Source organism: Vannielia sp. SX4 (assembly GCF_052828525.1).
This window is the reverse complement of record NZ_CM128247.1, coordinates 2,848,597-2,874,600: the sequence shown is the minus strand read 5'-3', so window position 1 is coordinate 2,874,600 and position 26,004 is coordinate 2,848,597. Positions and strand designations below refer to the sequence as shown.

Sequence of the window (26,004 nt, the reverse complement as noted above, 5' to 3'; positions counted from 1 at the left end):
GGACGCATGGTTCTGGAACTGAAATCCGTGAGCAAGGTGGTGGGGCGCGACACGCATATTCACCCCACCGACCTGCGGCTGGAGAACGGCACGATGAACGTGCTGCTGGGGCCGACGCTCGCGGGGAAGACATCGCTGATGCGGCTGATGGCGGGGCTGGACGCGCCGACCGAAGGCCGGGTGTTCTGGAACGGCGAGGACGTGACGGGGATGCGGGTGCAGGACCGGCAGGTGGCGATGGTCTACCAGCAGTTCATCAACTACCCGTCGATGACCGTTTACGACAACATCGCCTCGCCGCTGCGGCTTCAGGGCAAGGGCAAGGCCGAGATCGACGCGGCGGTGCAGAAGACCGCCGAGATGATGAAGCTGTCGCCGATGCTGGACCGCAAGCCGCTGGAACTTTCGGGCGGGCAACAGCAGCGCTGTGCGCTGGCGCGGGCGCTGGTGAAGGGCGCCGGGTTGGTGCTGCTCGACGAGCCGCTGGCCAACCTCGACTACAAGCTGCGCGAGGAACTCAGGGTCGAGATTCCGAAGATCTTCGAGGAGAGCGGCGCGATCTTTGTCTATGCCACCACGGAGCCGGAGGAAGCGCTGCTGCTCGGCGGCAATACGGCGACGCTCTGGGAGGGTCGCGTGACCCAGTTCGGGCGCACGCCCGAGGTTTATCGCCGCCCGGTGGATGCGACCACGGCGCGGGTGTTCTCGGACCCGCCGATGAACTTTTTGCAGGTGTCCAAGACCGGCGCGAAGGTGATGTTTGGCGAAGGCCAGTCCGCCGCTGCGACCGGCCAGTTGGCCGATCTGCCGGACGGGCGGTATTTGGCCGGGTTCCGGCCGAACCATCTGGAGATCTTGCAGCACACCGACACGGCGCTGAAGTTCAACGCGCGGCTCAGCGTGACCGAGCTGACCGGCTCGGAGACCTTCGTGCATCTCGACCATGCCGGCGAGCGCTGGGTCGGGCTGGTGCACGGGGTGCATGACCTCGCGCCGGGGGCCGACCTCGCCGTGTGGCTCGACCCGAGCCACGTGTACATCTTCGATGCCGAGGGGGCGCTGGTTGCAACGGCCTCCTATGCGGCGGCGGCCTGAGGGGGGACCATGGCACAGATCACGCTTGATAACCTCGCCCACAGCTACCTCGCCGCGCCGCAGAGCGAGGATGACTGGGCGCTGAAGGAGCTGAACCACGTTTGGGAGGATGGGGCGGCCTATGCGTTGCTCGGCGCCTCGGGCTGCGGGAAATCGACCCTGCTGAACATCATCTCGGGGCTTTTGCAGCCTTCGCGCGGGCGCATCCTGTTCGGCGATCAGGACGTGACCCATGCGCCGACCGCCGAGCGCAACATTGCGCAGGTTTTCCAGTTTCCAGTGGTCTACGACACGATGACGGTGCGCGATAACCTTGCGTTCCCATTGAGAAATCGCGGCCATGACGAGGCCTATGTGGCCGAGCGCGTGGGCGAGATTGCCCGGATGATCGGGATGGAAGAGGTGCTGAGCCGCAAGGCGCGGGGGCTTACGGCGGATGCCAAGCAGAAGATCTCGCTAGGGCGCGGGATGGTGCGCAAGGATGTGAACGCGCTGCTGTTCGACGAGCCGCTGACGGTGATCGATCCGCATATGAAGTGGGAGCTGCGCACCCAGCTGAAGCAGCTGCATCACGACTTTGGCCATACGATGATTTACGTGACCCACGACCAGACCGAGGCACTGACCTTCGCCGACAAGGTGGTGGTGATGCACGATGGCCGGGTGGTCCAGATCGGCACGCCCGAAGAGCTGTTCGAGCGGCCTGAGCATACCTTTGTGGGCTATTTCATCGGCTCGCCGGGGATGAACCTGATCCCCGCGAAGGTGGAGGGCAACCGGGCCTATATTGACGGCGCGGAGCTGGAGCTGGCGGGCGGCTACGGCACTCCGCAGGGGCGCGTGGCGCTTGGCGTTCGGCCTGAATACGCCCGGCTTTCGGCCGATGAGGGCCTGCCGGTAAAGGTGCGGCGGGTAGAAGACGTAGGCCGGCACAAGATCGTCCGCGCCGAGTTTTTCGGCAATGAGATCAACGTGATCGCGGGCGAGGGCGATGAGATTGGGGCGGATATGACCCGCGTGGCCTTCGACCCGGCGCATGTGAACGTTTACGCCGACGACTGGCGCGTTGCACCGCAGGGGGAGGCCGCCTGATGGAAAAGACCACCAATCATAAGGCCTGGTTCCTCGTACTTCCGGTGCTCATCCTTGTCGCCTTCTCCGCCGTCATCCCGCTTATGACCGTGGTCAATTATTCGGTGCAGGACACCTTCGGGAACAACGAGTTCTTCTGGGTCGCGCTGGAGTGGTTCGAGGAGATGCTGGAAAGCGACCGCATGTGGTCGGCGCTTTGGCGGCAGATCATGTTCTCGGGCATCATCCTCGCCATCGAGGTGCCGCTGGGTATCTTCGTGGCGCTGAACATGCCGAAAAAGGGCGTGTGGGCCTCGGTCTGTCTTGTGCTGATGAGCCTGCCGCTGCTGATCCCGTGGAACGTGGTCGGCACCATCTGGCAGATCTTCGGGCGGGTCGATATTGGCCTGCTGGGCCATACGCTGGCGGCGCTCGGGATTGACTACAACTACACCCGCGACGTGCTGGACGCATGGATCACCGTTGTCGTCATGGACGTGTGGCACTGGACCTCGCTGATCGCGCTGCTGGCCTATGCCGGGCTGCAGAGCATCCCCGATGCCTTCTACCAGGCCGCCAAGATTGACCAGGCGAGCCGCTGGAAGGTGTTCCGCTACATCGAGCTGCCCAAGATGCAGGGCGTGCTGATGATCGCCATCCTGCTGCGGTTCATGGACAGCTTCATGATCTATACCGAGCCCTTCGTGGTGACGGGCGGGGGGCCGGGCAATGCCACGACCTTCCTCTCCATCGACCTCGTGAAAATGGCGATCGGCCAGTTTGACCTCGGGCCTGCTGCCGCCTTCTCGATCATGTACTTCCTCGTGATCCTGCTGGTGAGCTGGGTGTTCTACACGGTGATGACCAACCTCGACAAAAGGGACGCGAAATGACGGATGCCACCGCAAACGCCCCCGCCATGAGTGCGCCCAAGGTGCGGGTGAAGGGCTCGGCCATCGTGATGGGGCTTTACCTGCTGTTCCTGCTGCTGCCGATCTACTGGCTGGTCAACATGAGCCTGAAGCACAACGCCGAGATCCTTGGCAGCTTCTCGCTGTTTCCGCGTGATCTGACCTTCGACAACTACAAGGTCATCCTGACCGACCCGAGCTGGTACATGGGCTACGTGAACTCGCTGATCTACGTGGTGATGAACACGGTGATCTCGGTGGCCGTGGCGCTGCCGGCGGCCTATGCCTTCAGCCGCTACCACTTTCTGGGCGACAAGCACCTATTCTTCTGGCTGCTGACCAACCGGATGGCGCCGCCTGCGGTTTTTGCGCTGCCGTTCTTCCAGCTCTATTCATCGGTCGGGCTGTTCGACACCCACATCGCCGTGGCGCTGGCGCATTGCCTCTTCAACGTGCCGCTCGCGGTGTGGATTTTGGAGGGCTTCATGCGGGGTGTGCCGAAGGAGATTGACGAGACGGCCTATATCGACGGCTATTCCTTCCCGAAGTTCTTCGTGAAGATCTTCATGCCGCTGATTGCCTCCGGCATCGGTGTGGCGGCCTTCTTCTGCTTCATGTTCAGCTGGGTCGAGCTGCTGCTCTCGCGCACGCTCACCACGGTGGACGCCAAGCCGATTGCCGCGACCATGACCCGCACCGTCTCCGCCTCCGGCCTCGACTGGGGCGTGCTGGCGGCGGCGGGGGTGCTGACCATCGTGCCCGGAGCGCTCGTGATCTACTTCGTCCGCAACTATATCGCCAAGGGCTTCGCCCTGGGCCGCGTTTAAGGAGGAAAAACAATGGACTGGATGGCATGGACGTGGCCCACCGCCATATTCTTCCTCGTGATCGCCAGCCTGCTGATCACCTTCACCGTGCTGGCGATCAAGTTCCCCGAGACACCCCGCAAGGGGGTGCTCCAGATTGAAACCACACGGGGCGACCGCCTCTTCATCACCCTTCTCGGCTCGGCCTTCATCAACCTGGCCTGGCTTGGATTGACCGGACTTGCCCAACCTTGGGCGCTGGTCCTCTGCCTGATCTATGCCGCAGCGGTGTTCCGCTGGGTCTAGCGCAGGAAACAACAGCCGCGAAAAACGCGGCGCTTCATGAACCCAAAAGGGAGGAGAAACAATGAAGCTCAATCTCAGATCAACCACCGCCTTCACCGGCGGGCTGGCGGTGGCGCTCAGCCTCGCCGTGCCGGCCTTCGCGGGCATGGACGAGGCGCGGGAGTTCCTCGACGCCGAGATCGGTGATCTCTCCACGCTCAGCCGCGAGGATCAGGAAGCCGAGATGCAGTGGTTCGTCGATGCCGCCGCCCCGTTCTCGGGCATGGACATCAAGGTGGTGTCGGAAACCATCACCACCCATGAGTATGAGGCGCAGGTGCTGGCCCCGGCCTTCACCGCGATCACCGGCATCCAGATCACCCATGACCTCATCGGTGAAGGCGACGTGGTCGAAAAGCTGCAAACCCAGATGCAGTCGGGCGAGAACGTCTATGATGCCTACATCAACGACAGCGACCTGATCGGCACCCACTGGCGCTACCAGCAGGCTCACAACCTGACCGACTGGATGGCGGGCGATGGGGCCGATGTGACCAACCCCGGCCTCGACCTCGAAGACTTCATCGGCCTGTCGTTCACGACCGGCCCGGATGGAAAGGTATACCAGCTTCCCGACCAGCAGTTCGCCAACCTCTACTGGTTCCGCTACGACTGGTTCAACGACGAGAAGACCAAGGCCGACTTCAAGGAAGCCTATGGCTATGACCTCGGTGTGCCAGTCAACTGGTCGGCCTATGAAGACATCGCCGAGTTCTTTACCGGGCGCGACATGTCTTACGCGGGCGGCCCGTCGGAGGGTGTCTATGGCAACATGGACTACGGCAAGAAAGACCCCTCGCTCGGCTGGCGCTACACCGATGCGTGGATGTCGATGGCCGGCATGGGCGACAAGGGCGAGCCCAACGGCCTGCCGGTCGACGAGTGGGGCATTCGTGTGAACGAAAACTCCCAGCCCGTCGGCTCTTGCACCGCCCGTGGCGGCGCAACCAACGGCCCCGCTGCCGTTTACGCCGTGACCAAGGCCATCGAGTGGCTGGAGAAGTACTCTCCCCCCGCTGCTGCCGGCATGACCTTTGGCGAGGCCGGCCCGGTGCCAGCGCAGGGCTCCATCGCCCAGCAGATGTTCTGGTACACCGCCTTCACCGCCGACATGGTGGGTGACGGGGCCGCTGCGGTGCTCAACGAGGATGGCACGCCCAAGTGGCGCATGGCTCCCTCGCCGCATGGCGCCTATTGGGAAGAGGGCACCAAGATCGGCTACCAGGACGCCGGCAGCTGGACGCTGCTCAAGTCCACCCCGATCGACCGTGCAAAGGCGGCCTGGCTCTATGCCCAGTTCGTCACCTCCAAGACGGTGGATGTGAAGAAGTCCCACGTGGGCCTGACCTTCATCCGCGAGAGCACCATCCAGGACGAGAGCTTTACCGAGCGCGCCCCCAAGCTGGGCGGTCTGGTGGAGTTCTACCGCTCGCCTGCGCGGGTGCAGTGGTCGCCCACCGGCACCAACGTGCCTGACTACCCCAAGCTGGCGCAGCTGTGGTGGCAGAACATCGGTGATGCGATGTCGGGTGCGAAGACCCCTCAGGAGGCGCTGGACTCGCTCTGCGCCGATCAGGAGCGGGTGCTGGAGCGGCTTGAGCGCGCAGGCGTTCAGGGTGATCTCGGCCCGGTCATGAACGAGGAGAAAGACCCGCAGGAGTGGCTCGATGCGCCCGGCGCGCCGAAGGCCAAACTCGACAACGAGGACCCGACCCCGGAGACCATCAGCTACGATGAGCTGATCGCTTCCTGGAACTGACCTATCCTCCCCGGGCCGGGGCTGCCCCTGCGGTGGCCCCGGCCTTTTCCTGCGCTGGCTTGGGCTAAATTGGTTTGCTCGTTCGCCCGAGGCATCCTCGCACAGGCGATGAGGCCCGGGAGTGGGCAAAGCGCCAGCCCCGGTGACGCAGGCCGCGCATCGCGCTACACCATCCGTGAATAGGGAGGAGACGCATGACCTACATTCTTGCCATCGATCAGGGCACCACATCTTCCCGCGCCATTTTGTTTGACGAAAACCTCGGCGTGGCCGCCACCGCGCAGGAGGAGTTCACCCAGCATTTTCCGGCTTCGGGCTGGGTGGAGCATGAGGCCGCCGACCTCTGGACGACCACTGCAGCCACCTGCCGCGCGGCCATCGAGAAGGCGGGGGCCAGCAGCGGTGACATTGCTGCCATTGGGATCACCAACCAGCGTGAGACGACGGTGGTTTGGGACAGGGCCACCGGCAAGGCGATCCACAACGCCATCGTCTGGCAAGACCGCCGGACTGCCGATTTTTGCCGCGATCTCAAGGCGCAGGGCTATGAGGAGGCTGTAACCGAGGCGACTGGGCTGCTGCTCGATCCGTATTTTTCCGGCACCAAGCTGCGCTGGATCCTCGACAATGTAGAGGGCGCGCGGGCGAAGGCCGAGGCGGGTGAGCTGGCGTTCGGGACCGTGGACAGCTGGATCATCTGGCACCTCACCGGCGGCAAGGCGCATGTGACCGATGCGACCAATGCGGCGCGCACCATGCTCTACGACATTCGCAAGGGCGCTTGGTCGGAAGAGATGTGCGCGCTGCTCGACATCCCCATGGCGATGTTGCCGGAGGTGAAGGACTGCGCCGCCGACTTTGGCACCACCCGGCCAGACCTATTTGGTGGGCGCGAGATCCCCATTCTGGGCGTGGCGGGCGACCAGCAGGCGGCGACCGTTGGGCAGGCGTGCTTCGAGCCGGGGATGATGAAATCGACCTATGGCACCGGGTGCTTTGCGCTGCTGAACACCGGGGCAGATCCGGTGAAAAGCGAGAACCGGCTGCTGACGACAATCGCCTACCAGCTCGACGGCAAGCCGACCTATGCGCTCGAAGGTTCGATCTTCGTGGCCGGGGCGGTGGTGCAGTGGCTGCGGGATGGGATGAAATTGATCCGTGAGGCGGGGGAGACCCAGCCGCTGGCCGAAGGCGCCGACACGGGGCAGGGGGTGGTCATGGTGCCCGCCTTCACCGGGCTGGGCGCGCCCTATTGGGATGCCGATTGCCGGGGGGCTGTCTATGGCCTGACGCGGGCGACCGGGCCGGCGGAGTTTGCGCGGGCGGCGCTCGAAAGCGTGGGCTATCAGACGCGCGATCTGCTGGAGGCGATGCAGGCCGATTGGACAGGCAGCGGCGAGACAGCACTGCGCGTAGACGGCGGCATGAGTGCGTCCGATTGGGCGATGCAGTTCTTGTCAGACATCATCGGCGCGCCGGTGGACCGGCCCAAGGTGTTGGAGACGACAGCGATGGGCGCGGCATGGCTCGCGGGCCAGCGGGCGGGCGTGTACCCGGACAGGGACGGCTTTGCGAAGACATGGGCGCTCGACCGCAGCTTTGCGCCGGAGATGGCTGAGGCGGAGCGGGAGGAAAAATACGCCCGCTGGAAGCGCGCGGTGGCGGCGACGCTCAGCTTTTAGCGGCGGCGTCTGCCGCCCCTTCGGGCGGCTTGCTACGGCCTGCGATCTGATCGAGCCCGTCGCGGAGCTGGGCGGCGGTGATCCGTTCCAGCTCTGCCTCGATCCTGGCGTGGGTTTCGCGCCAGATCGGGAGAGCTTCTTTCAGGATCGCACGGCCCTCGTCGGTCAGCATCAGGCGCTTGGCGCGCTTGTCCTTCTCGTCCGGTTCCTGCCGCATCAGCCCGCGCCGCTCCAGCACCTTCACCGCCGCCGTGAGCGTGGTGCGGTCCATCCCTAATTGGCCGGTCAGGTCGGTCAGGCGGGGCGGGGCAGGGCGGTTGAGGCTCATCAGAAGAGAGAACTGGCCATTGGTCAGGCCGAGCGGGCGGAACACCTCATCGAATATCCGCGCAAGCTGGCGTGCGGCGCGTTGCGCGCGCAGGCACAGGCAGGCCCAGCCGACCTCATGGGTCGCTTCGAGGGGAAGGTCCGGGTCCATCATTCTCTTATGTTGATATCAACCATAAAGCCTGTCAAGGTGAGCCCGGAATGCGCCATGAGGGAGGTTTTTGCAATGGCATATGTTCAAGGGTTCCTGCTCGCCGTGCCGCAGGAAAACAAGGCGAAATACAAGGAAATGGCTGAGCAGGCGCTTGAGATGTTCAAGGGCTACGGCTGCATCGGGATGCAGGAGAACTGGGGCGCCGACGTGCCGGATGGCAAGGTGACGAGCTTTCCGATGGCGACCAAGATCGAGGAGGGCGAGGTCTGCGTGTTCTCCTGGGTGGTTTGGCCAGACAAGGAGACCTGCGACAAGGCGGCGGAGCAGATGACCAAGGACATGGAGGGCCAGGAGATGCCCGAGATGCCCTTTGACGGGATGCGGATGATGTGGGGCGGGTTCGAGCCGCTGGTGGCTTGGGGCGAAGGCTCGGTGCAATGATCCGGCAAGTGCTTGTGGCAGCGGCGTTTTTCGCCGCCGCCCCGGCCGATGCGCAAGATATGGCGATGGATCTGACCAAGACAGATCTGAGCACGCTGAAGGCCGGCACCTACACGCTCGACCCGTCCCATTCGAGCCTGATCTTCGAGGTGAACCACATCGGGATCTCGACCTTCCGGGCGAGCTTTGACAGCTTCACTGCGACGATCGAGCTGGACCCGGCGGACCCGTCCACCGCGCAGCTGACCGCGCAGGTTGATGTGGCCTCGCTGGATATTCCCACGCCGGAGCCGGAGGGCTTCAGGGCAATGCTGCTCGCGCCGCCGTGGTTCGATCTGGCGGGCCACCCCGAGATCACGCTCACCAGCGCGGCAATCCGCCTCACCGGTGAGAGGGCTGCCGAGGTGGAGGGGACGCTCACGCTCAACGGCACCACTGCGCCGATGACGCTCACCGTCACGGCGCTCGGCGGCTGGGAGGGCAACCAGTATGACCCGAACGCCCGCATCGGCTTTCATGCCGAGGGGAGCTTCATGCGCTCGGCGCTGGGGTTCGATGTGGGGTTGCCGCCGCCCGGCACCACGATGGGAGTTTCGGACGAGGTGCGCTTTACCATCGACGCCGAGTTCACCGGCCCGGCGTGGGAGGGGTGAGCGGCGCTGCCTGACGCAGGTCACATTGACGCCGCCCAACGCGCAGGGCAGCGTGGCGGCGATGACAGAGACGCCAGACCACCCCGCTCCGCCCGCCGGTTACACCCCGCTCGCCACCCTCTGCCCGGTCGACAGCTCGATGGGGCCGTGGTTCGTGCGCGACAATGACGACGGCTCGAGAACGGTGGGCTTCAGGATCGGGGCGCATCATCTCAACGCCAACGGCGTTTGCCACGGCGGGGTAACGGCGACCTTTGCCGACATTCTCGCGCGGGTGTTCAACGAAACCTACAGTGGCCGCAGCGGCGCCGCGCCGGTCGTGGGCAAGATGGCGACGATCACGCTGGATATCGACTATCTCGGCCCGGGGCTGCCCGGCGCGTGGATCGAGGCGACGCCAGAGGTGGTCAAGCGCACCGGGAAGATGCTGTTCACGCAGGCGCTCATCACCGATGGCCAGAACCCGGTAGCGCGCTGCAAGGCGATCTACCGGCTGTTCCAACAGAAAGGCGGGACCGACTAACGCCGATCCCGCCTTTCACGAGGAAACTTTCGTGGGGCCTCAGGCGACGAGCGTCACCGTTGAGGCGAAGAACATGGCCTGGCTCACGGCAAGGCGCACCTGCTCCTCGGTATAGGGCTTGGTGATCAGGAACACCGGCTCGGGCTTTTCGCCGGTCAGCAGGCGCTCGGGGAAGGCGGTGATGAAGATCACCGGCATCTCGCCGAACTCCGACAGGATGTCATTCACCGCGTCGATGCCCGAGCTGTTGTCGGCCAGCTGGATGTCGGCGAGGATCATGTCGGGCCGTTCCTGCTGGGCGAGCTGCACCGCGCCCTTGTGGGTACGGGCCACGCCGGTTACGCGATGGCCCATCTGGGCGACCACGGTTTCGAGATCCATCGCGATGATCGCCTCGTCCTCGATGATCATGACCTTGCCGCTGATCGAGCGGGCCATCTCTTCCTGCGCGGTGGCGACCATCTCTTCGGCCTCTTCGGCCGTGCTGTTGGTGATCTGGCCGATCTGCGCATAGGAGAACTGCTCGATGGTATAGAGCAGCAGCGCCTCGCGGGTGCCCGGGGTCAGCGGCGCCATGTGGCGCTGCGCCTGAGCAGCGAGGAAGCTGTCATTCTCGCTGGCTTCCACCGGTGCGCCGGAGCTTGTCCAAATCGCGTGGAAGGCTGCGAAGAGCGCCACGCGGGGGCTCTGGGAGCGGTCGCCAAGATCCGGATCGTCGAGCATGGCCTCAAGCGTGGCGGCGGCATAGGCGTCGCCCGACTTCTGGCTGCCCGTCAGCGCTCTGGAGTAGCGACGGAGATAGGGGAGTTCACGCGCGATACCGTCAGCGAAGCTTTCGGAGGATGCACTGTTCATGTTGCCTTACCCATAGTTTTTATAAGCGTTCGGGAACCAAACGTGACCCCCGGCGTTTGGTTCCAAATTAAAATGTGACACAGGGATTTTTTTGGGAACCAGATGGCCGGACATGGGTTGTGGCCACAAAGGAGCCTGCTTTTGCGCGGGTAAGGGACGCAGAAAGGTTAGAAGGTCGGAAATGAAAGAGCAGGAAAAACAGGCGAACGAGGGGCTGCGCCGTCAGATCGACGAGAACCTCCGTCGGGTCTTCCAGGCCCAGGTGGAGGAGGACGTGCCCGATCGGTTCACCGATCTCCTCAAACGGCTGCGCGAGCAGGATAGCAGGAACGGAACCGCTGAATGACGCGCGCTGCACCTGAGCAGGCCTCGGCCGATCCGCGTGACGAGATCGTCGAGCATCTTCCGGCCATGCGCGCCTTTGCCATGAGCCTCGCCCGAAATTCCGCCCAAGCCGACGACCTCGTGCAGGATGCCGTGGTCAAGGCGTGGAGCAACTTCGACAAGTTCAAGGTCGGCACCAACCTGCGTGCTTGGCTTTTCACCATCCTTCGCAACACCTTCTACTCTGCACGCCGCAAGTCTGGCCGCGAAGTGGCGGACGTGGATGGCATCATGGCCGGTGGCCTTGCCTCGAAGCCCGACCACGATGGCCGGCTCGCCTTGGCTGACTTTCAGGCTGCCTTTGCTACCCTTCCGGATGAGCAGCGGGAAACGCTCTGGCTCGTGGGTGCGCTCGGTATGTCATATGACGAGGCGGCGGAGACCTGTAACTGCGCCGTGGGCACTGTGAAGAGCCGGGCCAACCGGGCACGCGCCCGCCTTGCAGAGCTGCTTCATCTGAAGGATGACGAAGAGCTGGAGCTGACCGACCAAAGCACTATGGCCGTGGTCGCTGCCAGCATCACCCCGCTCGGCTGAGCGAGGGGGAGGTGCGGAACTACGCGCAATCGCTGATCTTCAGGGTCGCCGTGATGCTCACGGTGGCCCTGCTGCCCGTTGGGATCATCGCCTTGATGCAAACGGCGAACGTGGCGCGGCAGGCCAGCGAGTTGAACCGCTCCGCGCTCTTCGGGCGCACGGTGTCCGATGTGGAAGACATGCGCGAGTTGCTCCACGGCGGATTTGCCTCGGCGCGGGTGCTGGCGACCTCGGTTGTGGGGCTGCGCGATGACCCGGCGGCCTGCTCGGAGCTGATGCGCCAGCTGGTGGACCGCAGCGTTGTTTATACCCTCGCCACCTTCATCGACACCGAGAACCGCAGCGAGTGCAACTCGCGCGGTGAGCCCTATGACCTCGAAGGCTCCAGCGTTGCGGCGCAGATGGAGGCTAACCGCGTGCCGATGGCCGAACTGCTGGAGCGGGGGCGGATCTCGGGGCTGGAGGTGATGGTGCTGGCCTATCCGGTTTATCAGGACGGCGTTTACCTCGGCTTCGTTTCGATCTCGATCGAGGAAGATGACCTCTCTCGCCGGGAAGACAGCGTGGGCGCCTCTGCGACGGGGGAGGTGGAGCAGGAGCCGATTGACCTTGTGACCTTCACCGACGAGGGCAGGGTGCTGATGTCGGACCTGACGCAGGACCAACTCGATGTCGAGTTGCCGCAGGAGGTCTCGCTCAAAGCGCTCGTGGGCGGCGGGGTCACGGCATTTTCGGGCGAGAGCAAGACTGGGGAGGCTCGGGTTTACACCCTCGTGCCAATCATCCCTGGGCTGGTGCACGCCATGGCGATCTGGGAAGATGAGGCGCCGGATGGCCTCAACTGGTACAGCGCCGCGCTCTTCCCGATCCTGATGTGGGTTATTTCACTCGGCGTGGCCTATATCGCCGTGCACCGGCTGGTGCTGGTTCATATCCGTCGGCTGCGCTCGCGGATGATCCGCTTTGCCGCCGGGCACCGCAGCCTGAATACGGTGCCCGATGTCTCGCGGCGCGCGCCCTCCGAGTTGCGCGAGATGAACGAGACCTTTGAGAGCATGGCGGAAACCATCCTCCACGATGAGGCCGAGCTGGAGAACGGGATTCACGAGAAGAACCTGCTGCTGCGGGAGGTGCATCACCGGGTGAAGAACAACCTTCAGCTCATCGCCTCGATCATGAACATGGAGATCCGCAAGGCGACCGGGGAGGAGGCACGCACCACCCTGCGCCGCATTCTCGACCGGGTGCTCGGGCTGGCAACGGTGCATTCGAGCCTCTACCAGACCTCGCGGCTTTCGGTCGTGCATGCCGATGCGCTGCTGAACGCGATCCTGCGCCAGACCCTTAGCACGGCCTTGCCGAAGGACGCGGGCGTGAAGCCGAAAATGGAGATCGAGGATCTGACCATCGCGCCGGATCAGGCGGTGCCAATCTCGCTTCTGACGACCGAGGCGGTGACCAATGCCACAAAGCACATGGGCCACCCCGACGGCCCCGGCTCGGCCTGGTTGACGGTTGAGCTGGAAGAACTCGATCCCGTGGAAGACAGTGAAACCGGCGAGATGGGGCCGCCACGGGCGCGGCTGACGGTGGCCAACTCCATCGGTGAGCCGCTGACCCGCGATTTCACCCCGCCGTCGAGCAATGGCCTCGGCAGCCAGTTGATCCGTGCCTTTGCGGCCCAGCTTGGCGGCAAGCTCGAAGTTGTGCCCGGAGAGGAAGAGTATCGCCTTGCGGTGACCTTCCCGATCGAAGAGCAGCCAGAAGGCGAGCCGGAGGCCGAAATTGCGCCGGGCGAGCGCACGGTGCCGCCACGGAGCCTGCCCCGCGAGGACAGCGCGGCATGACCGGCGCGGGCGATCCTTCGCCCGGGTTTTCAGCGCGCCCCGGCCGACCGCAGCTGCTTATCACCGCCGATGAGGCCTATCCGGTGTTCGAGCGGCTGGTGCTGGGCGCGGATCAGCGGGTGAACATGGGGTTCCGTGTGTTCGACCTGCGCACGCGGTTGCGCAGCGAAGAGGGCCGCGCGGTGGGCAGCACATGGTCGGACCTGCTGGCCGATGCGCTGCGCCGCGGGGTGGACCTGCGGCTGATCCTTGCGGATTTCGACCCGATCGGAGCGCCCGATCTGCACCGGGGCACGTGGCGAACGATGCGCCAGTTCGCCGGGCTGCGGGAGCTGGCGGGCGAAGCGGGCACCGGCAAGTTGGAGGTGATGGCCTCGCGCCACCCGGCGCGGATCGGCGCGGTGCCGAGCGCGATCTTCTGGCCGGTGGCGGCATGGAAGCTGCGCAAGGCGGCGCAGATGCTCAATGATCTCGACCCGGGCGAGCGCAGGCGCTTCCTCTCCGAGGCACCCCGCCTTCGCCCCAATCTCAAGGTGGAGGAGGGCGGGGAGGGCAAGGTGCGGCCTGATTTTGCCCATCGGTTCCGCCTGACCCCTGTGACCCACCACCAGAAGCTCGCGGTGATCGACGGCAAGCGGCTCTATATCGGCGGGCTCGATCTGGACGAGCGGCGTTGGGACACGCCCGATCACAACCAGCCTGCCCGGCAGACATGGCATGACACCCAGATGCTGTTTGACGAGCCTGAGCTGGCCGAGGCCGCCGAGCGCCATCTGAACCGCGTGCCGGATCAGACCGAGGGGGAGGGGCCGGAGCCGGAGGGCCGTGGCAACGAGGCGGCGCATGGCCCACTGCGGCTGCTCACCACGCTCTCTGCACCCTCCCGGCTTGCGCCTTTCCGGTTTTCGCCCAAGAGCCTTTCGACCGGGCTTTCGCGGGCGCATCTGGAGGCGGCCTTTGCGGCGAAGAAGTTCATCATCCTCGAAACGCAGTACCTGCGGAGCCGTCCGCTGGCCAAGGCGCTGGCGCGGCGGGCGCGGGAGGAGGCGGGGCTGCACCTGCTGGCGATCCTGCCTTCGGCGCCCGAGGAAGTCGCCTTTGCTAGTGGTGGTGGCGATGCGCGCTACGGCGAGTTCTTGCAGGCGCGCTGCCTTAGAATGCTCCGCAAGGCCTTCGGGCCTAGGTTTTACGCGCTCGCTCCGGCGCAGCACCGCCGCCCAGGCGACCCGCAGGATGAGGCCGGAGAGGCGGCAATCGGCGCGCCCGACGGGACCGAACCGGAGCAGGCGCGCCGGCACGGGCGGGCGGCGCTCTTTGGCGCGCCGGTGGTTTATGTGCATTCCAAGCTGTCGATCTTCGATGATCAGCGGGCCATCGTTTCCTCCGCCAATCTCAATGGCCGCAGCATGAAATGGGATACCGAGGCGGGGGTGGAGATGACCGACCCGGAGACCGTGTCGATGATCCGCGAGCGGGTCGTGGACCACTGGTTCCCGAAGGTGGAGGCGACCGACCGCAGCGCGTTGCTTGATCTGGAGCGCGGCTTTGAAGCGTGGTTCAGGATTGCGCGTGAAGATGCGGGCAGGTCGCCCGAGAACCGCAGAGGCTTTCTGCTCCCCTACGATATGCGCCCGGCACGCAGGTTTGGTGTGCCGGTGCCGGGTGTGCCGGAAGAGATGGTCTGAGCCACTCTCTCCCGGCCTAGCTGTTCACTCGCCCGCTTGAGCGGCGGCGGCAGCGGCGGCCTCCTCTTCCATCTCCTGCCGTCGCTCGACGGCCTGCATCAGGTCTTGGTCGGGCGTCATCAGATCGGCCACGAGCAGCACCCAGAGCAGCACCGGGATGGCGACGAAGCCCCCGAGCGGCCCCCAGATCCAGAGGAAGAACACCAGCGACAGGAAGATCAGCAGCGGGTTTACCTTGAGGGTCTTGCCGACGAGCGAAGGGGTCACGAACTGGCCTTCTGTCACATTCATGCAGAGGTAGATGCCCACGGGCACCACCGCCATGAAGCCATCGAATGTGACGATGCCGCCGAGCAGCAGGAAGGTGGCAAAGATCGCCGGGCCGAGGTAGGGGATGAAGTTGACGGCAAAGGCCGCAAGGCCCCAGAGGATGGGAGAGCCCATGCCGATCACCATCATCGCCGCCGCCACGGCCACTCCAAGGCAGGCGTTGATCAGGGTGATGGTGATGAAATAGCGCGAAACCATGTGCTCGGCGGCCACCAGCGAAGATTTGAAGCGTTCGCGCGCTTGCCCGTTGCGGCCACCAAGGGTTTTGGCGGCCCAGTTGTAGATGCTGTCGCGGGTGAAGAGGAAGAAGAAGAGCACGCCGGTGAAGATCATCACCTGGGCGGCGATCGTGGGTGCGAGCGCGATGGCGTCGATGGCCGAGGGCAGGGCCACGGCGGCCTCTTCGCCACCACCACCGCCACCGCCTGCAGCTTCGGGACTGATCGCGTCTTTCACCTCTTCGGTCATCTGGTTCAGGCCGCGCAGGGCATCCTGAAACTGCCGCAGCGTATCCTGCAACTCCTGCCAGACTGCGGGCAACCGGTCGAGCGCGCGCCAGAGGATCGGCTCGAAGAGCAGGGCCAGAGTGGTGAGCGCCAGAAGGGCGAACGCCAGGACGCTGCCAGCAGCGGCGGACCGGGGCAGGCCGAAGCGCAGCAACAGGGCGATGGCGGGTGAAAGGATCACCCCGGTAATCAGCGCGAGCACCGTTGGGGCAAGAAAGGACGAGCCGGCCTTGAGCGCAGCGACTGTCAGGATGGCCGCAATGAGGGCCAGAGGCAGAGTGACGGAGCGGCTGCTCATCATCGGGACATGCTCCTCGGTGGCAAGGGTCGAGGCAAGGAATGGCGGCCGGGCTGGAAGTGGACGCCGAAGGGTTCTGGCTCAACGCCGGAACGGCCCCAAGGGTTGCGGCGGCAGACAAATAAAAAAGCGCCCCCTGGGGAGGGGGCGCTTTCGTTGATCAATTCAGATCAACCACCTTCGTATTCGGGGAAGCTCTTCAGCTGCTCCTCGGTGGTGTTCACATAGGCGCGCAGGTCGTCGCCTTCGGCTTCTTTCTGGAGCGAGATGCCCTTGAAGCTGATGGCAACCGGCTTTTCGCCAATGCCGAGGAAACCGCCCACGTCGATCACCGCATCGGTGACCATGCCGTCGGAGGAGATCAGCACTTCAGAGATCTCACCCACGCGGTTGTCGTTGGGGTCGTAGACAGCCAGACCGCTCAGATCGTCGGACGAGAGTTCGGTCACCATCACTTCGGCGTAGCCGTCGCGGGTGAAACCTTCCATCGAGCCTTCTTCAGCCGGAGCTTCGGCCATGTCGGTCTCGGTGGCGTCGGTCTCGAGGGATTCCTCGGTGGCGTCGCCAGCAGTCAGGGCTTCATCCGTGGCTTCTTCGGTCGCTTCAGCGCCCTCGGCCATCTCCTCGCCAGCTTCGTCGGCAGCGGCTTCAACCTCGGCGCCGGCTTCCGCCATCTCTTCCGAGGCTTCTTCACCGGCAGCTTCGACTTCGGCGCCAGCTTCAGCCATCTCCTGCTCGGCTTCTTCGCCAGCAGCTTCGACTTCAGCACCAGCTTCGGCCATCTCTTCCGAGGCTTCCTCGCCAGTCTCTTCGATGGCGGCTTCACCCTCGGCGACCTCTTCGGTCATCTCGGCTTCGGCTTCGTCGGCGGCGTTGTCACCGGCTTCGGCCATGTCCGTCATCTCTTCCGAGGTGTTCGGATCAGCGGCCATCGGGTCGGCGGTCACGTCATCCGTTTCGGCCATGTCGACCTCTTCGCCGGGAGTCTCTTCCAGCGGGGTGGCGACGGAGCCGTCTTCGGCTTCAGCCTGCTCCATGGCGGCGGGTTCGGTGAACTCAAACGCCGGGGCCTGGTCGAGCGCCTCACGGCTGGAGGCGATGGTCACGAAGTACTCGCCGGGCGAGTTGCTATCGGCCACCAGCTTCAGGGAGTCCATCGTCAGGGCAACCGGCTTTTCACCGATGCCGAGGAAACCGCCCACGTCGACGATCACGCCTTCGACTTCGCCGGTGCGGGCGAGGATCACGTCGCTCACCTCACCGATGTCTTCCCAGCCGGCGTCGGCTTCTTCGACGCCTTCGCCATATTCCATCTCTTCGGACATGGCGTAGACGCGCTTGCCGATGAAGTTGCTGGCCATCACGTCCTGCTCGTCGGCGGACTGGATGAAGCCGCCTTCGGCCATCATCTCGGCCTGCGCTGCGGGATCGTCGGTCGCGGTTTCGGGGGCCGTGGTGTCCTGTGCAAAGACAGGCATCGCCAGCGACGCCGTCAGTGCGGTCGTTGCAAGAATGCGTTTCATTGGGTCTCTCCGGATTTCTGGTTTCAGAAACTGCGGCTCGTGGCCGCTTGTGAGAAGTGAACCGGGGAATTAGGGGTTTGTTCCTGCGATTTATTTTTCAATTTATCGGGAACAAAAATATGGGGAGCGCGTTATTGCGCGCCTGCTTTGATTAATAATGTGCCGCGAAGGCGCGTTGGGATGTGCGAAATACCGCCGATCCGCAAAAGAAAAAGGGCGCCGCGAGGGCGCCCTTTTTAACTGTGTCATGTCAAACCGTGTTACGGCGTGCGGCCGCGCATGGCCCGGGCGACCATGGCCACCACGAAGAGCACGAGGAACACGAAGAAGAGCACTTGTGCGATGCCTGCGCTGGCGCTGGCGATGCCGCCAAAGCCGAACAGAGCAGCGATAAGTGCGATAACGAGGAAGGTAAGGGCCCAACCGAGCATTTTGATTTCCTTTCTGGTCTTTCTATTGGTTCGGGAGCGTTGCATCCCGATCTTGCCTGCCCAACTGCGGTAGCCTAACGCCGGTTCCCATAATTCTTTTCAATTCGAGTTTGGAACCTTTGAGCCGCCGCCTTGTTGAATTGTCGAATGACACATCTGAATTGAAAAGGAGACGTCAGATGGCACAGGCCAAGACGACTGCAAACACCAGCAACACCACCCCCTCCGATGAGGTCTCGGCGCAGATCGCGGCGCTGAAGTCCGATATCGCCAGCCTTACCAACGCCGTCGCCGAGCTGGGCCGCGCCAAGTCGGCCGAGTTTCAGAGCTATGCCAAGGGCAAGGCGGCGGATGCCAAAGCCAAGGCGCAGGAAGGTGCTGATTACATGAAGCACAACGCCGAGTTCGCCTACGGCAAGGCCAATGACTTCGTGGTCGAGCGTCCGGCGACCGCAATCGGTATTGCGGCGGCAGTCGGCTTTCTCGTTGGTCACATCTCGGCCCGCAAATAACATGCTGGCCCGTTTGCAAATGAGCCTGGCGCATGCGTTGCGCCGGGCGGCTTTCTCGACGGGGGCCGGCCTGTGCTTTCTGGTCGGTGCCGCGTTTCTCACGGTGGCTGGCTGGATCTATCTGGTCGAAACCACATCGACCCAGACCGCAGCATTGATCGTTGGGGCTGTCTGGTTTGCTGGCGGGTTCATCCTGCTTGGCCTCTCCCGCCCTCGCAAGACGCCGCCGCCCGTTGCGGCACCGCCCCAGAGCAACGCTCTGGGCCTAGCCGAAGCCTTCATCGTGGGCCTTCAGGCCGGACGCGGCACCAGCCACAGGAAATAACACATGGCCACCTCATGCCAGAACTGTCCGCTTCGAAAGAAGCCGATTTTCAAAGAGCTGTCCTCCCACGAACTCCGCTTCATGAGCGAGTTCAAATCGGGCGAGCTCACGGTCGAGCCGGGCACGCCGATCCTGATGGAAGGGTCCAACAGCCCGCAGCTCTACACCGCCCTGCGCGGCATGGGGCTGCGCTACAAGCTGCTCGAAAGCGGAGAGCGTCAGGTGGTCAATTTTGTCTTCCCTGGCGACTTCCTCGGCCTTCAGGCCGCGGTCATGGGGGAGATGGGGCACTCGGTAGAGGCCTCCACCGCGATGACCCTCTGCGTTTTCGACCGCAACGCGCTGTGGGAGTTCTTCCGCTCGCACCCCGAGCGGGCGTTTGACGTGACATGGATCGCCGCCGAAGAAGAACACTTCATGGGCGAGGCTCTGCTCAGCGTGGGTCAGCGAAATGCGGTTGAGGCCATCGCCTGGGCGCTGGTGAAGATGCACCAGCGGGGCGAGGCGCTCGGGCTGACGCGGAATGGCGAGATGCATCTGCCTTACCGGCAGCAGGACTTGGCTGACGCGCTTGGGCTTTCGCTGGTGCACACCAACAAGAGCCTTGCCAAGCTGCGCGACCGTCAGCTGGCAACATGGCGCAATGGTCGTCTTGCGCTGCATGACATCGAGCAGCTGAGGCAGGTTGCCAAGCTCGATGAAGAAGCGCCGCGCGTGCGCCCCTTGATGTAGAGCTTAGCGCCCGGCCTTGGCCGCCGCTGCAAGGGCCTCGCGCAGCACCTCCCGATCCCCCACATGATTGGCCAGAAGAAGCACCAGCCGGGCGTTGAACCCCGCGCTGGCCTCTTCGCTGAGGCCGTCATGGGCGGCGATGAGTTCGGCGTAAAAGCCATCGGGGTCGGGGATGTTGGGGGCGGTGTTGAGCATGGGTCACTCCTTGGCCGTGGCGTGGCGCAGGGCGGCGGTGATGGTGGCGACATCGGCCTCGGCCCAGCGGGCGGCCACGTGCTGGTCGGGCCGGATCAGGTAGAGGGCGCGGCTTGCCTCTCCGAGATAACGCTGGTGCAGGGCGCTGGCGGGGCCTTCGGATTTGATTGCGAGCGTGGTCAGGCCATCAGGCAGACCCTCCGGCACGGGGCAGTCGAGGCAGAGCAGGGTGAAGCCGTTGCCGAGGCGGTTCAGAAGGAAGCCATTGGGCAAGGGCGCGTCGGGGCAGGGCGCGCCGGGGCGGGTCCGCGCAGGCGCACCGGGCAGGGCATCGGCCCCGTTCAGCGGCCCGCCATCGTATGTGCAGGGCACCGAGAGGCGGCCGGAGTTGACCAGCGGGCGGGCGAAGGCGTGGTGCTCGGCGAGGTCCAGCACCGCATTTCGGAACATGTGGCTGACCGGCGACTTGGGGGTGATGAAGTCGGTCGAGCGGGTGGAGTTGAGGATGTTCTCATCGGCCCCATAGCGGCGCTCTTCGCAGTAGGTATCGAGCAGGGCATCGGGGGCCTCGCCGTGCAGGACCATCCCGAGCTTCCAGCCGAGGTTATCGGCATCCTGCATGCCGGAGTTCGCTCCGCGCGCGCCGAAGGGGCTGACCTGATGGGCCGAGTCGCCGGCAAAGATCACCCGGTCATGGCGGAACTTCTTCATCCGGCGGCATTGGAAGGTGTAGATCGAGGTCCAGACGATCTTGTACTCCACATCCGGGCCGAGCATGGCGTCGAGGCGGCGGCGGACGTTCTCTTCTTTCAACTCCTCGGCGCGGTCCACATCCCAGCCGATCTGGAAATCCACGCGCCACTCGCCATCGGGCTGCTTGTGCAGCAGGGTGGAGGCCCCGGCGCCGTGGGACGGCTCGAAGGCAAACCACCGCTCGGTGGGGAAGGGGGCGGCCATGGTAATATCGGCGATCAGGAAGCTGTCTTGAAACACGCGACCTTCGAAGTCGAGCCCCATGAGCTTGCGGGTCGGTGAGCCAGCGCCATCGCTGGCGATGACGTAATCGGCCTCGAGCGTATATGGGCCTTCGGGCGTGGTGATGTTCAGCGCCACGTGGGTGCCGTGCTGGGTGAGCCCGTCGATCCTGTTACGACCGCGCAGGTCAATCCTTGCCCCTTCGGCATTGGCCTCGCGGATGCGCTCGACGAGGAACTTTTCGAAGTATGGCTGCTGGAGGTTGATGAAGGCCGGAAACTTGTGGCCGTCTTCGGGCAGGAGGTTGAACTCGAAGACCTTGCGATCCTCGTGGAAGACCTTGCCGAGGTTCCAGACCACGCCCTTGGCGAGGGCCTTTTCGCCGAAGCCGTACCGATCGGCGATCTCGAGGCACCGTTTGGAAAAGCAGATCGCCCTCGAGCCTTGGCCCACGCCTTCATGGTCGTCGAGCAGGACCACGGGCAGGCCCTGGAGCCCGAGGTCGAGGGCGCAGGCAAGCCCGATGGGGCCGCCGCCGATGATGACGACCGGGTGACGCACCGGCTGGGCCGCGTCCTGGTCCGCGTGGCGGGCGTAGGGGTAGAGCCGGTGGGCGAGGGGGTAGCGGTCTTGGATCATGGTCTCCTCCATGCCCGGAGCGGGTGCGCCATGGTTGCGCACCCTGCGGGCGGTCTTTGTTTGGCGCCGGGGCGGCTCAGCCTTGCAGCGCGTCCCACATCTCCTTGTCGCGCTCGGCGGTCCAGATGCGGGGCGTGTCGATGCCCTGTGCCTCGTCAAAGGCGCGGGCGACGTTGAAGGGCAGGCAGTGCTCGTAGATCGCGTAATCGGCGAACTTGGGGTCGCAAGCGGCGCGGACGGCGTCCCATGCCTCCTTGAGAGTGCCGCCACGGGCCGCGACCTTGGCTGCGGGCGCGTAAGTGGAGGCGACGAAATCACGGGTGCTCTCAATGGCGGCGTTCACCATCTCGGAGCCGATCAGCGCATCGCCCCGGCCCGGTGCGATGGCGTCGAGGTCGTAGGCCTTGATCGCGTCGAGCGTTGTGCTCCAATCGGCAAAGTGGCCGTCGCCGCAGTAGCAGGCGGAGTGATATTCAACGATGTCACCTGTGAACATGACATTCTGGTCGGGCACGTGGATCACGATATCGCCCGCCGTATGGGCGCGGCCAAGCTGCATCAGGTCGACCCGGCGGTTGCCGAGAAACACGCTCATGCGGCCGGTAAAGGTGGTGGTGGGCCAGGTCAGGCCGGGGATGCTCTCATGCCCCTCGAAGAGTCGGGGGAAACGGTCGAACTCGCTGTCCCAATCCTCCTGCCCGCGTTCGGCGACCATGCTGCGGGCCTTGTCGGACATGATGATCTGATCCGCGCCGAAGGCAGAGGCACCGAGCACGCGGACGGCGTGGTAGTGGGTCAGGACCACATGGCTGATCGGCTTGTCGGTCACGGAGCGGACGCAGTCGATCACCTTGTTTGCAAGGCGCGGCGTGGCCTGCGCCTCGACGATCATCACGCTCTCGTCGCCGATGATGACGCCCGAGTTCGGGTCACCCTCGGCGGTGAAGGCGTAGAGGCCCTCTCCGACTTCGGTGAAGCTGATGGTCTTTTCGGTCATGTCTCCGGCGGAGGCGAAGGCTTTGGCCATGGTGCGTTTCCTTTGTCGTCGTGCCGGAGGGGTGAGTCTCCGGCGGGATGTTCTTGGTGAGAGGTGAGGCGGCGGCGCTCAGGGGTATTTGACTGCTGGCAGGATCGTGCCGCTGCACGCGCCGAAGCCGATGCGATAGCCGTCACCCTGCGCATGGCCCTCCAATGTGAGCGTATCGCCATCTTCGATGAAGGTGCGGGTTTCGCCGGTGTCGAGGGTCAAAGGCTCTTTGCCGCCCCACGTGACCTCGAGCAGCGAGCCATAGGCGGATTTGTCGGCCCCCGAGATGGTGCCCGAGCCGAGCAGATCGCCCGCGTTCATCGCGCAGCCGGAGGTGCTGTGATGGGCAAGCTGCTGGGCTGCGGAGTAATACATCTCGCTGTAGTTGGTGTTTGAAAACACCGTTGCGCTGGCCGCGCCTTCGGGCTGGATCGCGGCGGAAAGCCTGATGTCGAAGAGGCCGGGGCGCGGCTCTTCGAGGTAGGGCAGCAGCGGCTTTTCGCGCTCCGGCGTGGAGGTGCGGAAAGGCTCCAGCGCGGCGGTGGTCACGATCCACGGGCTGATCGAGGTGGCGAAGGCCTTGGCCTGGAACGGGCCGAGGGGCTGATACTCCCACGCCTGAATGTCTCGGGCGGACCAGTCGTTGAGCAGGACGTAGCCGAAGATCATCTGCTCGGCCTCGGCCACGGTGACGGGCTGGCCCATCTCGGAGGAGGTGCCGACGACGGCTCCCATCTCAAGCTCGATATCGAGGCGTTTGCAGGGGCCGAAGGTGGGCAACTCGGCATCGGGTGCCTTGGTCTGGCCGTTGGGGCGATGCACCGGCGAGCCGGAGACGACCACGGTGGAGGCGCGGCCGTTGTAACCGATGGGGATGTGGAGCCAGTTGGGCGGCAGGGCGTTTTCGGCCCCGCGGAACATGGTGCCCACATTGGTGGCGTGCTGGCGGCCTGCGTAGAAGTCGGTGTATTCGGAGACGAGGAAGGGCATGTGCAGCTCGGCCTCGGCCATCGGCACCAGCAAGGGCTGGACGGCGGCGGCCTTGGCAGAGCCCTCGGAGAGCAGCTCGGTCAGAGTGGCGCGCAGCTCGCCCCAAGCCTTGGGCCCGAGCTCCATCACCTCGTTCCAGAACGGTACGTCGAAGACAGGCGCATCGGCGAGCGTGACGAGGCCGGCCTCTTCGGCGGCTTCCATGTCGAGGATCATGTCACCGATGGCAACGCCGCAGCGCGGCTCGTCCTCGCCCACGGAGAAGACACCGTAGGGCAGGTTGTTGAGCGGGAAGGGGTGGTTTTCGGCGTTGGCCGAAGTGACCCAGGAGGTCATCAGGGGCAAGGGGTATCCTTTCGTTCGCGCGTTTGTCTTGGAGGCTCAGGCGCCGCCGCCATCTGCACCGCCGCCGCCACCGCCATCACCGCTACCGCCGTCACCGCCGATGGTCCAGAAGCCGCCGCCGGAGCCGGCGCGCTTGCTGTGCGGGATCTCGCTCTTGCCCATGCGGGACAGGAGCCAGCCGAGCAGTGACAGGAAGACGATGGCCGCGATGGCCAGAATGATGGCGGCGGCCTTGGTCATTTCTTGCCGGGGGTGCCGTCGAACTTCTTCTCGAGCGTTTCCCAGCAGTCGATGTAATTGTCTTGCAGGGGCGCCTCGTTCGCCGCGAAGGCCGTGAGGTGCTGGGGGAAGCGGGTTTCGAACATGAAGCTCATGGTGTTGTCGAGCTTGTGCGGCTTCAACTCGGCGTTGGAGGCGCCCTCGAAGGCGTCACGGTCGGGGCCGTGGGGGAGCATCATGTTGTGTAGACTCATCCCGCCGGGGATGAAGCCCTGCGGCTTGGCATCGTACTGGCCGTAGATGTTGCCCATCAGCTCGGACATGATGTTCTTGTGGTACCACGGCGGGCGGAAGGTGTTTTCGGCCACCATCCAGCGCTCGCGGAACAGCACGAAGTCGATGTTCGCCGTGCCCGGCACGCCGGAGGGGGCGGTGAGGACGGTGAAGATCGACGGGTCGGGGTGATCGAAAAGGATCGCGCCGACCGGGCAATAGGTGCTCAGGTCGTATTTATAGGGCGCGTAATTGCCGTGCCATGCGACCACGTCGAGCGGGCTTTGGGCGATTTTCGTTTCATGAAACTGGCCGCACCACTTGATGGTGAGGGTCGAGGGCACCTCGCGGTCCTCGAAAGCGGCCACGGGGGCCTTGAAGTCGCGCGGGTTGGCGAGGCAGTTGGCGCCGATCGGGCCGCGGCCGGGCAGCTCGAACTTTTGACCATAATTCTCGCAGACGAAGCCGCGCGCCGGGCCTTCAAGCACCTCGACGCGGTAGACGAGGCCGCGGGGGATGATTGCGATCTCCTGCGGGGCGAGGTCGATCACGCCGAGCTCGGTGGCGAAGCGCAGCTTGCCCTCCTGCGGAACAACCAGCAACTCACTGTCGGCGCTGTAGAAATACGCATCTTCCATCGAGGCGGTCACGAGGTAGATGTGGCTCGCCATGCCGACTTGGGTGTTCACATCGCCCGCCGTGGTCATGGTGCGCATGCCGGTGAGCCAGGTCAGCTTTTCCTCAGTATGCGGCACGGGATCCCAGCGGTATTGGCCGAGGCTGGTGACGTTATCCACGACGTTGGGGGCCGAGACCCAATAGGGCAGGTCGATCCGCTCGTAGCGGTGAGAGTGTTTGACGGAGGGCCTGATCCGGTAAGTCCATGTGCGTTCGGGCGGATCGGCGGTGAAGGCTGTGCCGGATAGCTGCTCGCCGTAGAGGCCGTAGTTGCACTTCTGCGGCGAGTTCATGCCCTGCGGCAGCGCGCCGGGCAGGGCCTCGGTCTCGAAGTCGTTGGCAAAGCCGGGCATGTAGCCGGGGGTGGTGCCGATGTGGCTGGGGGCCTGTGTCAGACCCGCAGGCTTGGATTGGTCGTTCATGGCGCGTCCTCCTGTTGCGGCGGTGATAATAGTTGAAAATGTAACTAACAAGAGGCATTACACAGGTATGAACTTCGATCTGACAAGTTTCCTTCCTTACCTGCTGAACCAGGCGGCGGAGGCGGCGAGCCTTGATTTTCAACGCGAATACAAGGCCCGCTACGGGATGCTGCGTACCGAATGGCGGGTGCTGTTTCACCTCGGGCGCTATGGTGACATGAGCGCGCGGGACATCGTGGAGCGGGCAATGATTCACAAAACCAAGGTGAGTCGGGCCGTGGCGGCGTTGGAGGGGCGGCGGTTTTTGACACGCAAAAGCGTGGAGGAAGACCGGCGGCGGGAGGTGCTCTCGCTCACCCCGGCGGGCCGGGAGGCCTTTGCCGAGCTGACGGCGCTGGCGGAGAAGCATGATGTGGCGCTGATGCAGGGCGTGTCCGCCGAGGATGCCGCCGTAGTGCGGCGGGTGCTGCGGGGGATCGCGGGGCTCTAGGGCGGGGCTGGACCCGCCG

Annotated in this window: 29 protein-coding genes; 18 read left to right on the top strand and 11 right to left on the bottom strand. The window is 64.5% G+C overall.

Annotation, left to right across the window (positions count from 1 at the left end):
- The first annotated feature begins 6 nt into the window (after positions 1–6).
- The 7 genes from ACUXVX_RS14210 (at position 7) to glpK (ending at position 7,669) form a co-directional block, all read left to right on the top strand.
- The gene (locus tag ACUXVX_RS14210) at positions 7–1,095 is read left to right on the top strand and encodes an ABC transporter ATP-binding protein (protein ID WP_446308802.1); all 1,089 of its coding nucleotides are present in this window, start codon (positions 7–9) and stop codon (positions 1,093–1,095) included.
- Between the two features lie 9 nt (positions 1,096–1,104).
- Complete coding sequence (locus ACUXVX_RS14205) at positions 1,105–2,187, top strand: ABC transporter ATP-binding protein (protein WP_222493639.1); 1,083 nt, start codon at positions 1,105–1,107, stop codon at positions 2,185–2,187.
- The gene (locus tag ACUXVX_RS14200; protein WP_222468945.1) at positions 2,187–3,059 is read left to right on the top strand and encodes a carbohydrate ABC transporter permease; all 873 of its coding nucleotides are present in this window, start codon (positions 2,187–2,189) and stop codon (positions 3,057–3,059) included. Before ACUXVX_RS14205 ends, ACUXVX_RS14200 begins: the two co-directional genes overlap by 1 nt.
- Positions 3,056–3,904 carry a carbohydrate ABC transporter permease gene (locus ACUXVX_RS14195; RefSeq protein WP_222468946.1) on the top strand — a complete coding sequence of 283 codons (849 nt, stop codon included), beginning with the start codon at positions 3,056–3,058 and terminating at the stop codon, positions 3,902–3,904. The genes ACUXVX_RS14200 and ACUXVX_RS14195 overlap by 4 nt, the downstream gene beginning before the upstream one ends.
- Before the next feature lie 12 nt (positions 3,905–3,916).
- The gene (locus ACUXVX_RS14190; protein ID WP_222493635.1) at positions 3,917–4,189 is read left to right on the top strand and encodes a DUF2160 domain-containing protein; all 273 of its coding nucleotides are present in this window, start codon (positions 3,917–3,919) and stop codon (positions 4,187–4,189) included.
- Between the two features lie 61 nt (positions 4,190–4,250).
- On the top strand, positions 4,251–5,987 hold the full coding sequence (locus tag ACUXVX_RS14185) for an ABC transporter substrate-binding protein (RefSeq protein ID WP_446308801.1): 1,737 nt from the start codon (positions 4,251–4,253) through the stop codon (positions 5,985–5,987).
- A 194-nt stretch (positions 5,988–6,181) separates the two neighbouring features.
- Positions 6,182–7,669 (top strand): glycerol kinase GlpK, encoded by a 1,488-nt coding sequence (gene glpK / locus ACUXVX_RS14180; RefSeq protein WP_446308800.1) that lies wholly within the window; start codon positions 6,182–6,184, stop codon positions 7,667–7,669.
- On the opposite strand, the gene ACUXVX_RS14175 is transcribed toward glpK, so the two are convergent.
- Positions 7,659–8,150, bottom strand: a complete 492-nt coding sequence (locus ACUXVX_RS14175) for a MarR family winged helix-turn-helix transcriptional regulator (protein ID WP_446308799.1) — start codon at positions 8,148–8,150, stop codon at positions 7,659–7,661. The genes glpK and ACUXVX_RS14175 overlap by 11 nt on opposite strands.
- Before the next feature lie 72 nt (positions 8,151–8,222).
- Between ACUXVX_RS14175 and ACUXVX_RS14170 the strand changes: the two genes are divergently transcribed.
- The 3 genes from ACUXVX_RS14170 (at position 8,223) to ACUXVX_RS14160 (ending at position 9,767) form a co-directional block, all read left to right on the top strand.
- On the top strand, positions 8,223–8,591 hold the full coding sequence (locus ACUXVX_RS14170; RefSeq protein WP_446308798.1) for a DUF1428 domain-containing protein: 369 nt from the start codon (positions 8,223–8,225) through the stop codon (positions 8,589–8,591).
- Positions 8,588–9,244 carry a YceI family protein gene (locus ACUXVX_RS14165; protein WP_446308797.1) on the top strand — a complete coding sequence of 219 codons (657 nt, stop codon included), beginning with the start codon at positions 8,588–8,590 and terminating at the stop codon, positions 9,242–9,244. Before ACUXVX_RS14170 ends, ACUXVX_RS14165 begins: the two co-directional genes overlap by 4 nt.
- A 61-nt stretch (positions 9,245–9,305) precedes the next feature.
- Positions 9,306–9,767: a PaaI family thioesterase gene (locus tag ACUXVX_RS14160; RefSeq protein ID WP_446308796.1), complete on the top strand. Its 462-nt coding sequence runs from the start codon at positions 9,306–9,308 to the stop codon at positions 9,765–9,767.
- Between the two features lie 39 nt (positions 9,768–9,806).
- On the opposite strand, the gene ACUXVX_RS14155 is transcribed toward ACUXVX_RS14160, so the two are convergent.
- On the bottom strand, positions 9,807–10,622 hold the full coding sequence (locus tag ACUXVX_RS14155; protein WP_222468954.1) for a response regulator: 816 nt from the start codon (positions 10,620–10,622) through the stop codon (positions 9,807–9,809).
- A gap of 181 nt (positions 10,623–10,803) precedes the next feature.
- On the opposite strand from ACUXVX_RS14155, the gene ACUXVX_RS14150 reads away from it, so the two are divergent.
- From ACUXVX_RS14150 to ACUXVX_RS14135, 4 genes are read left to right on the top strand one after another with little or no spacing between them, the layout of a single operon-like run.
- The gene (locus ACUXVX_RS14150; protein WP_222493620.1) at positions 10,804–10,968 is read left to right on the top strand and encodes a NepR family anti-sigma factor; all 165 of its coding nucleotides are present in this window, start codon (positions 10,804–10,806) and stop codon (positions 10,966–10,968) included.
- Positions 10,965–11,543 (top strand): RNA polymerase sigma factor, encoded by a 579-nt coding sequence (locus tag ACUXVX_RS14145; protein ID WP_222468956.1) that lies wholly within the window; start codon positions 10,965–10,967, stop codon positions 11,541–11,543. Before ACUXVX_RS14150 ends, ACUXVX_RS14145 begins: the two co-directional genes overlap by 4 nt.
- 11 nt (positions 11,544–11,554) lie before the next feature.
- The gene (locus ACUXVX_RS14140) at positions 11,555–13,390 is read left to right on the top strand and encodes a sensor histidine kinase (protein WP_446308795.1); all 1,836 of its coding nucleotides are present in this window, start codon (positions 11,555–11,557) and stop codon (positions 13,388–13,390) included.
- Positions 13,387–15,075 carry a phospholipase D family protein gene (locus ACUXVX_RS14135; protein ID WP_446308794.1) on the top strand — a complete coding sequence of 563 codons (1,689 nt, stop codon included), beginning with the start codon at positions 13,387–13,389 and terminating at the stop codon, positions 15,073–15,075. The genes ACUXVX_RS14140 and ACUXVX_RS14135 overlap by 4 nt, the downstream gene beginning before the upstream one ends.
- Positions 15,076–15,099: 24 nt before the next feature.
- Here the strand turns inward: ACUXVX_RS14135 and ACUXVX_RS14130 are convergent, their stop codons facing one another.
- From ACUXVX_RS14130 to ACUXVX_RS14120, 3 genes are all read right to left on the bottom strand, one after another.
- Positions 15,100–16,212 (bottom strand): AI-2E family transporter, encoded by a 1,113-nt coding sequence (locus ACUXVX_RS14130; protein WP_446308793.1) that lies wholly within the window; start codon positions 16,210–16,212, stop codon positions 15,100–15,102.
- A 167-nt stretch (positions 16,213–16,379) separates the two neighbouring features.
- A complete protein-coding gene (locus tag ACUXVX_RS14125) occupies positions 16,380–17,732 on the bottom strand; it encodes a PRC-barrel domain-containing protein (RefSeq protein ID WP_446308792.1) in 1,353 nt (450 codons plus the stop codon).
- A gap of 260 nt (positions 17,733–17,992) precedes the next feature.
- A complete protein-coding gene (locus ACUXVX_RS14120; protein WP_222468961.1) occupies positions 17,993–18,163 on the bottom strand; it encodes a DUF1328 domain-containing protein in 171 nt (56 codons plus the stop codon).
- Between the two features lie 179 nt (positions 18,164–18,342).
- On the opposite strand from ACUXVX_RS14120, the gene ACUXVX_RS14115 reads away from it, so the two are divergent.
- The 3 genes from ACUXVX_RS14115 to ACUXVX_RS14105 are packed head-to-tail and all read left to right on the top strand — an operon-like array spanning position 18,343 to position 19,732.
- Positions 18,343–18,675, top strand: coding sequence for a DUF883 family protein (locus ACUXVX_RS14115; RefSeq protein WP_222468962.1), 333 nt, complete (start codon positions 18,343–18,345; stop codon positions 18,673–18,675).
- Position 18,676: 1 nt separating this feature from the next.
- Complete coding sequence (locus ACUXVX_RS14110) at positions 18,677–19,000, top strand: phage holin family protein (protein WP_446308791.1); 324 nt, start codon at positions 18,677–18,679, stop codon at positions 18,998–19,000.
- A gap of 3 nt (positions 19,001–19,003) precedes the next feature.
- A complete protein-coding gene (locus ACUXVX_RS14105; protein WP_222468964.1) occupies positions 19,004–19,732 on the top strand; it encodes a Crp/Fnr family transcriptional regulator in 729 nt (242 codons plus the stop codon).
- A 3-nt stretch (positions 19,733–19,735) separates the two neighbouring features.
- Here ACUXVX_RS14105 and ACUXVX_RS14100 read toward each other — a convergent pair whose 3' ends face one another.
- The 6 genes from ACUXVX_RS14100 to hmgA all read right to left on the bottom strand — a co-directional run bounded on the left by ACUXVX_RS14100 (position 19,736) and on the right by hmgA (position 25,495).
- Complete coding sequence (locus ACUXVX_RS14100) at positions 19,736–19,927, bottom strand: DUF2783 domain-containing protein (RefSeq protein WP_222468965.1); 192 nt, start codon at positions 19,925–19,927, stop codon at positions 19,736–19,738.
- 3 nt (positions 19,928–19,930) lie between these two features.
- Positions 19,931–21,541, bottom strand: a complete 1,611-nt coding sequence (locus ACUXVX_RS14095) for an FAD-dependent oxidoreductase (RefSeq protein ID WP_446308790.1) — start codon at positions 21,539–21,541, stop codon at positions 19,931–19,933.
- Between the two features lie 76 nt (positions 21,542–21,617).
- Positions 21,618–22,568 (bottom strand): MBL fold metallo-hydrolase, encoded by a 951-nt coding sequence (locus ACUXVX_RS14090; RefSeq protein ID WP_222493604.1) that lies wholly within the window; start codon positions 22,566–22,568, stop codon positions 21,618–21,620.
- Positions 22,569–22,646: 78 nt separating this feature from the next.
- Entirely contained in the window at positions 22,647–23,903 is a 1,257-nt protein-coding gene (gene fahA / locus ACUXVX_RS14085) for a fumarylacetoacetase (protein WP_446308789.1), read from the bottom strand.
- 36 nt (positions 23,904–23,939) lie between these two features.
- Positions 23,940–24,143: a hypothetical protein gene (locus ACUXVX_RS14080; RefSeq protein WP_446308788.1), complete on the bottom strand. Its 204-nt coding sequence runs from the start codon at positions 24,141–24,143 to the stop codon at positions 23,940–23,942.
- The gene (hmgA, locus tag ACUXVX_RS14075; RefSeq protein WP_222468970.1) at positions 24,140–25,495 is read right to left on the bottom strand and encodes a homogentisate 1,2-dioxygenase; all 1,356 of its coding nucleotides are present in this window, start codon (positions 25,493–25,495) and stop codon (positions 24,140–24,142) included. The genes ACUXVX_RS14080 and hmgA overlap by 4 nt, the downstream gene beginning before the upstream one ends.
- A 67-nt stretch (positions 25,496–25,562) precedes the next feature.
- On the opposite strand from hmgA, the gene ACUXVX_RS14070 reads away from it, so the two are divergent.
- Complete coding sequence (locus ACUXVX_RS14070; RefSeq protein ID WP_446308787.1) at positions 25,563–25,985, top strand: MarR family winged helix-turn-helix transcriptional regulator; 423 nt, start codon at positions 25,563–25,565, stop codon at positions 25,983–25,985.
- The last annotated feature ends 19 nt before the right edge of the window (positions 25,986–26,004 follow it).

Coding starts and splice junctions, on each gene's coding strand:
- ACUXVX_RS14190 (WP_222493635.1), top strand. CDS start 3,917: ATGGACTGGATGGCATGGACGTGGCCCACCGCCATATTCTTCCTCGTG.
- ACUXVX_RS14130 (WP_446308793.1), bottom strand. CDS start 16,212: ATGATGAGCAGCCGCTCCGTCACTCTGCCTCTGGCCCTCATTGCGGCC.
- ACUXVX_RS14185 (WP_446308801.1), top strand. CDS start 4,251: ATGAAGCTCAATCTCAGATCAACCACCGCCTTCACCGGCGGGCTGGCG.
- ACUXVX_RS14100 (WP_222468965.1), bottom strand. CDS start 19,927: ATGCTCAACACCGCCCCCAACATCCCCGACCCCGATGGCTTTTACGCC.
- ACUXVX_RS14150 (WP_222493620.1), top strand. CDS start 10,804: ATGAAAGAGCAGGAAAAACAGGCGAACGAGGGGCTGCGCCGTCAGATC.
- ACUXVX_RS14155 (WP_222468954.1), bottom strand. CDS start 10,622: ATGAACAGTGCATCCTCCGAAAGCTTCGCTGACGGTATCGCGCGTGAA.
- ACUXVX_RS14205 (WP_222493639.1), top strand. CDS start 1,105: ATGGCACAGATCACGCTTGATAACCTCGCCCACAGCTACCTCGCCGCG.
- ACUXVX_RS14210 (WP_446308802.1), top strand. CDS start 7: ATGGTTCTGGAACTGAAATCCGTGAGCAAGGTGGTGGGGCGCGACACG.
- ACUXVX_RS14160 (WP_446308796.1), top strand. CDS start 9,306: ATGACAGAGACGCCAGACCACCCCGCTCCGCCCGCCGGTTACACCCCG.
- ACUXVX_RS14145 (WP_222468956.1), top strand. CDS start 10,965: ATGACGCGCGCTGCACCTGAGCAGGCCTCGGCCGATCCGCGTGACGAG.
- ACUXVX_RS14125 (WP_446308792.1), bottom strand. CDS start 17,732: ATGAAACGCATTCTTGCAACGACCGCACTGACGGCGTCGCTGGCGATG.
- ACUXVX_RS14195 (WP_222468946.1), top strand. CDS start 3,056: ATGACGGATGCCACCGCAAACGCCCCCGCCATGAGTGCGCCCAAGGTG.
- ACUXVX_RS14120 (WP_222468961.1), bottom strand. CDS start 18,163: ATGCTCGGTTGGGCCCTTACCTTCCTCGTTATCGCACTTATCGCTGCT.
- ACUXVX_RS14110 (WP_446308791.1), top strand. CDS start 18,677: ATGCTGGCCCGTTTGCAAATGAGCCTGGCGCATGCGTTGCGCCGGGCG.
- ACUXVX_RS14170 (WP_446308798.1), top strand. CDS start 8,223: ATGGCATATGTTCAAGGGTTCCTGCTCGCCGTGCCGCAGGAAAACAAG.
- ACUXVX_RS14090 (WP_222493604.1), bottom strand. CDS start 22,568: ATGGCCAAAGCCTTCGCCTCCGCCGGAGACATGACCGAAAAGACCATC.
- ACUXVX_RS14200 (WP_222468945.1), top strand. CDS start 2,187: ATGGAAAAGACCACCAATCATAAGGCCTGGTTCCTCGTACTTCCGGTG.
- ACUXVX_RS14105 (WP_222468964.1), top strand. CDS start 19,004: ATGGCCACCTCATGCCAGAACTGTCCGCTTCGAAAGAAGCCGATTTTC.
- ACUXVX_RS14080 (WP_446308788.1), bottom strand. CDS start 24,143: ATGACCAAGGCCGCCGCCATCATTCTGGCCATCGCGGCCATCGTCTTC.
- ACUXVX_RS14165 (WP_446308797.1), top strand. CDS start 8,588: ATGATCCGGCAAGTGCTTGTGGCAGCGGCGTTTTTCGCCGCCGCCCCG.
- hmgA (WP_222468970.1), bottom strand. CDS start 25,495: ATGAACGACCAATCCAAGCCTGCGGGTCTGACACAGGCCCCCAGCCAC.
- ACUXVX_RS14135 (WP_446308794.1), top strand. CDS start 13,387: ATGACCGGCGCGGGCGATCCTTCGCCCGGGTTTTCAGCGCGCCCCGGC.
- ACUXVX_RS14095 (WP_446308790.1), bottom strand. CDS start 21,541: ATGATCCAAGACCGCTACCCCCTCGCCCACCGGCTCTACCCCTACGCC.
- ACUXVX_RS14115 (WP_222468962.1), top strand. CDS start 18,343: ATGGCACAGGCCAAGACGACTGCAAACACCAGCAACACCACCCCCTCC.
- ACUXVX_RS14175 (WP_446308799.1), bottom strand. CDS start 8,150: ATGATGGACCCGGACCTTCCCCTCGAAGCGACCCATGAGGTCGGCTGG.
- ACUXVX_RS14070 (WP_446308787.1), top strand. CDS start 25,563: ATGAACTTCGATCTGACAAGTTTCCTTCCTTACCTGCTGAACCAGGCG.
- glpK (WP_446308800.1), top strand. CDS start 6,182: ATGACCTACATTCTTGCCATCGATCAGGGCACCACATCTTCCCGCGCC.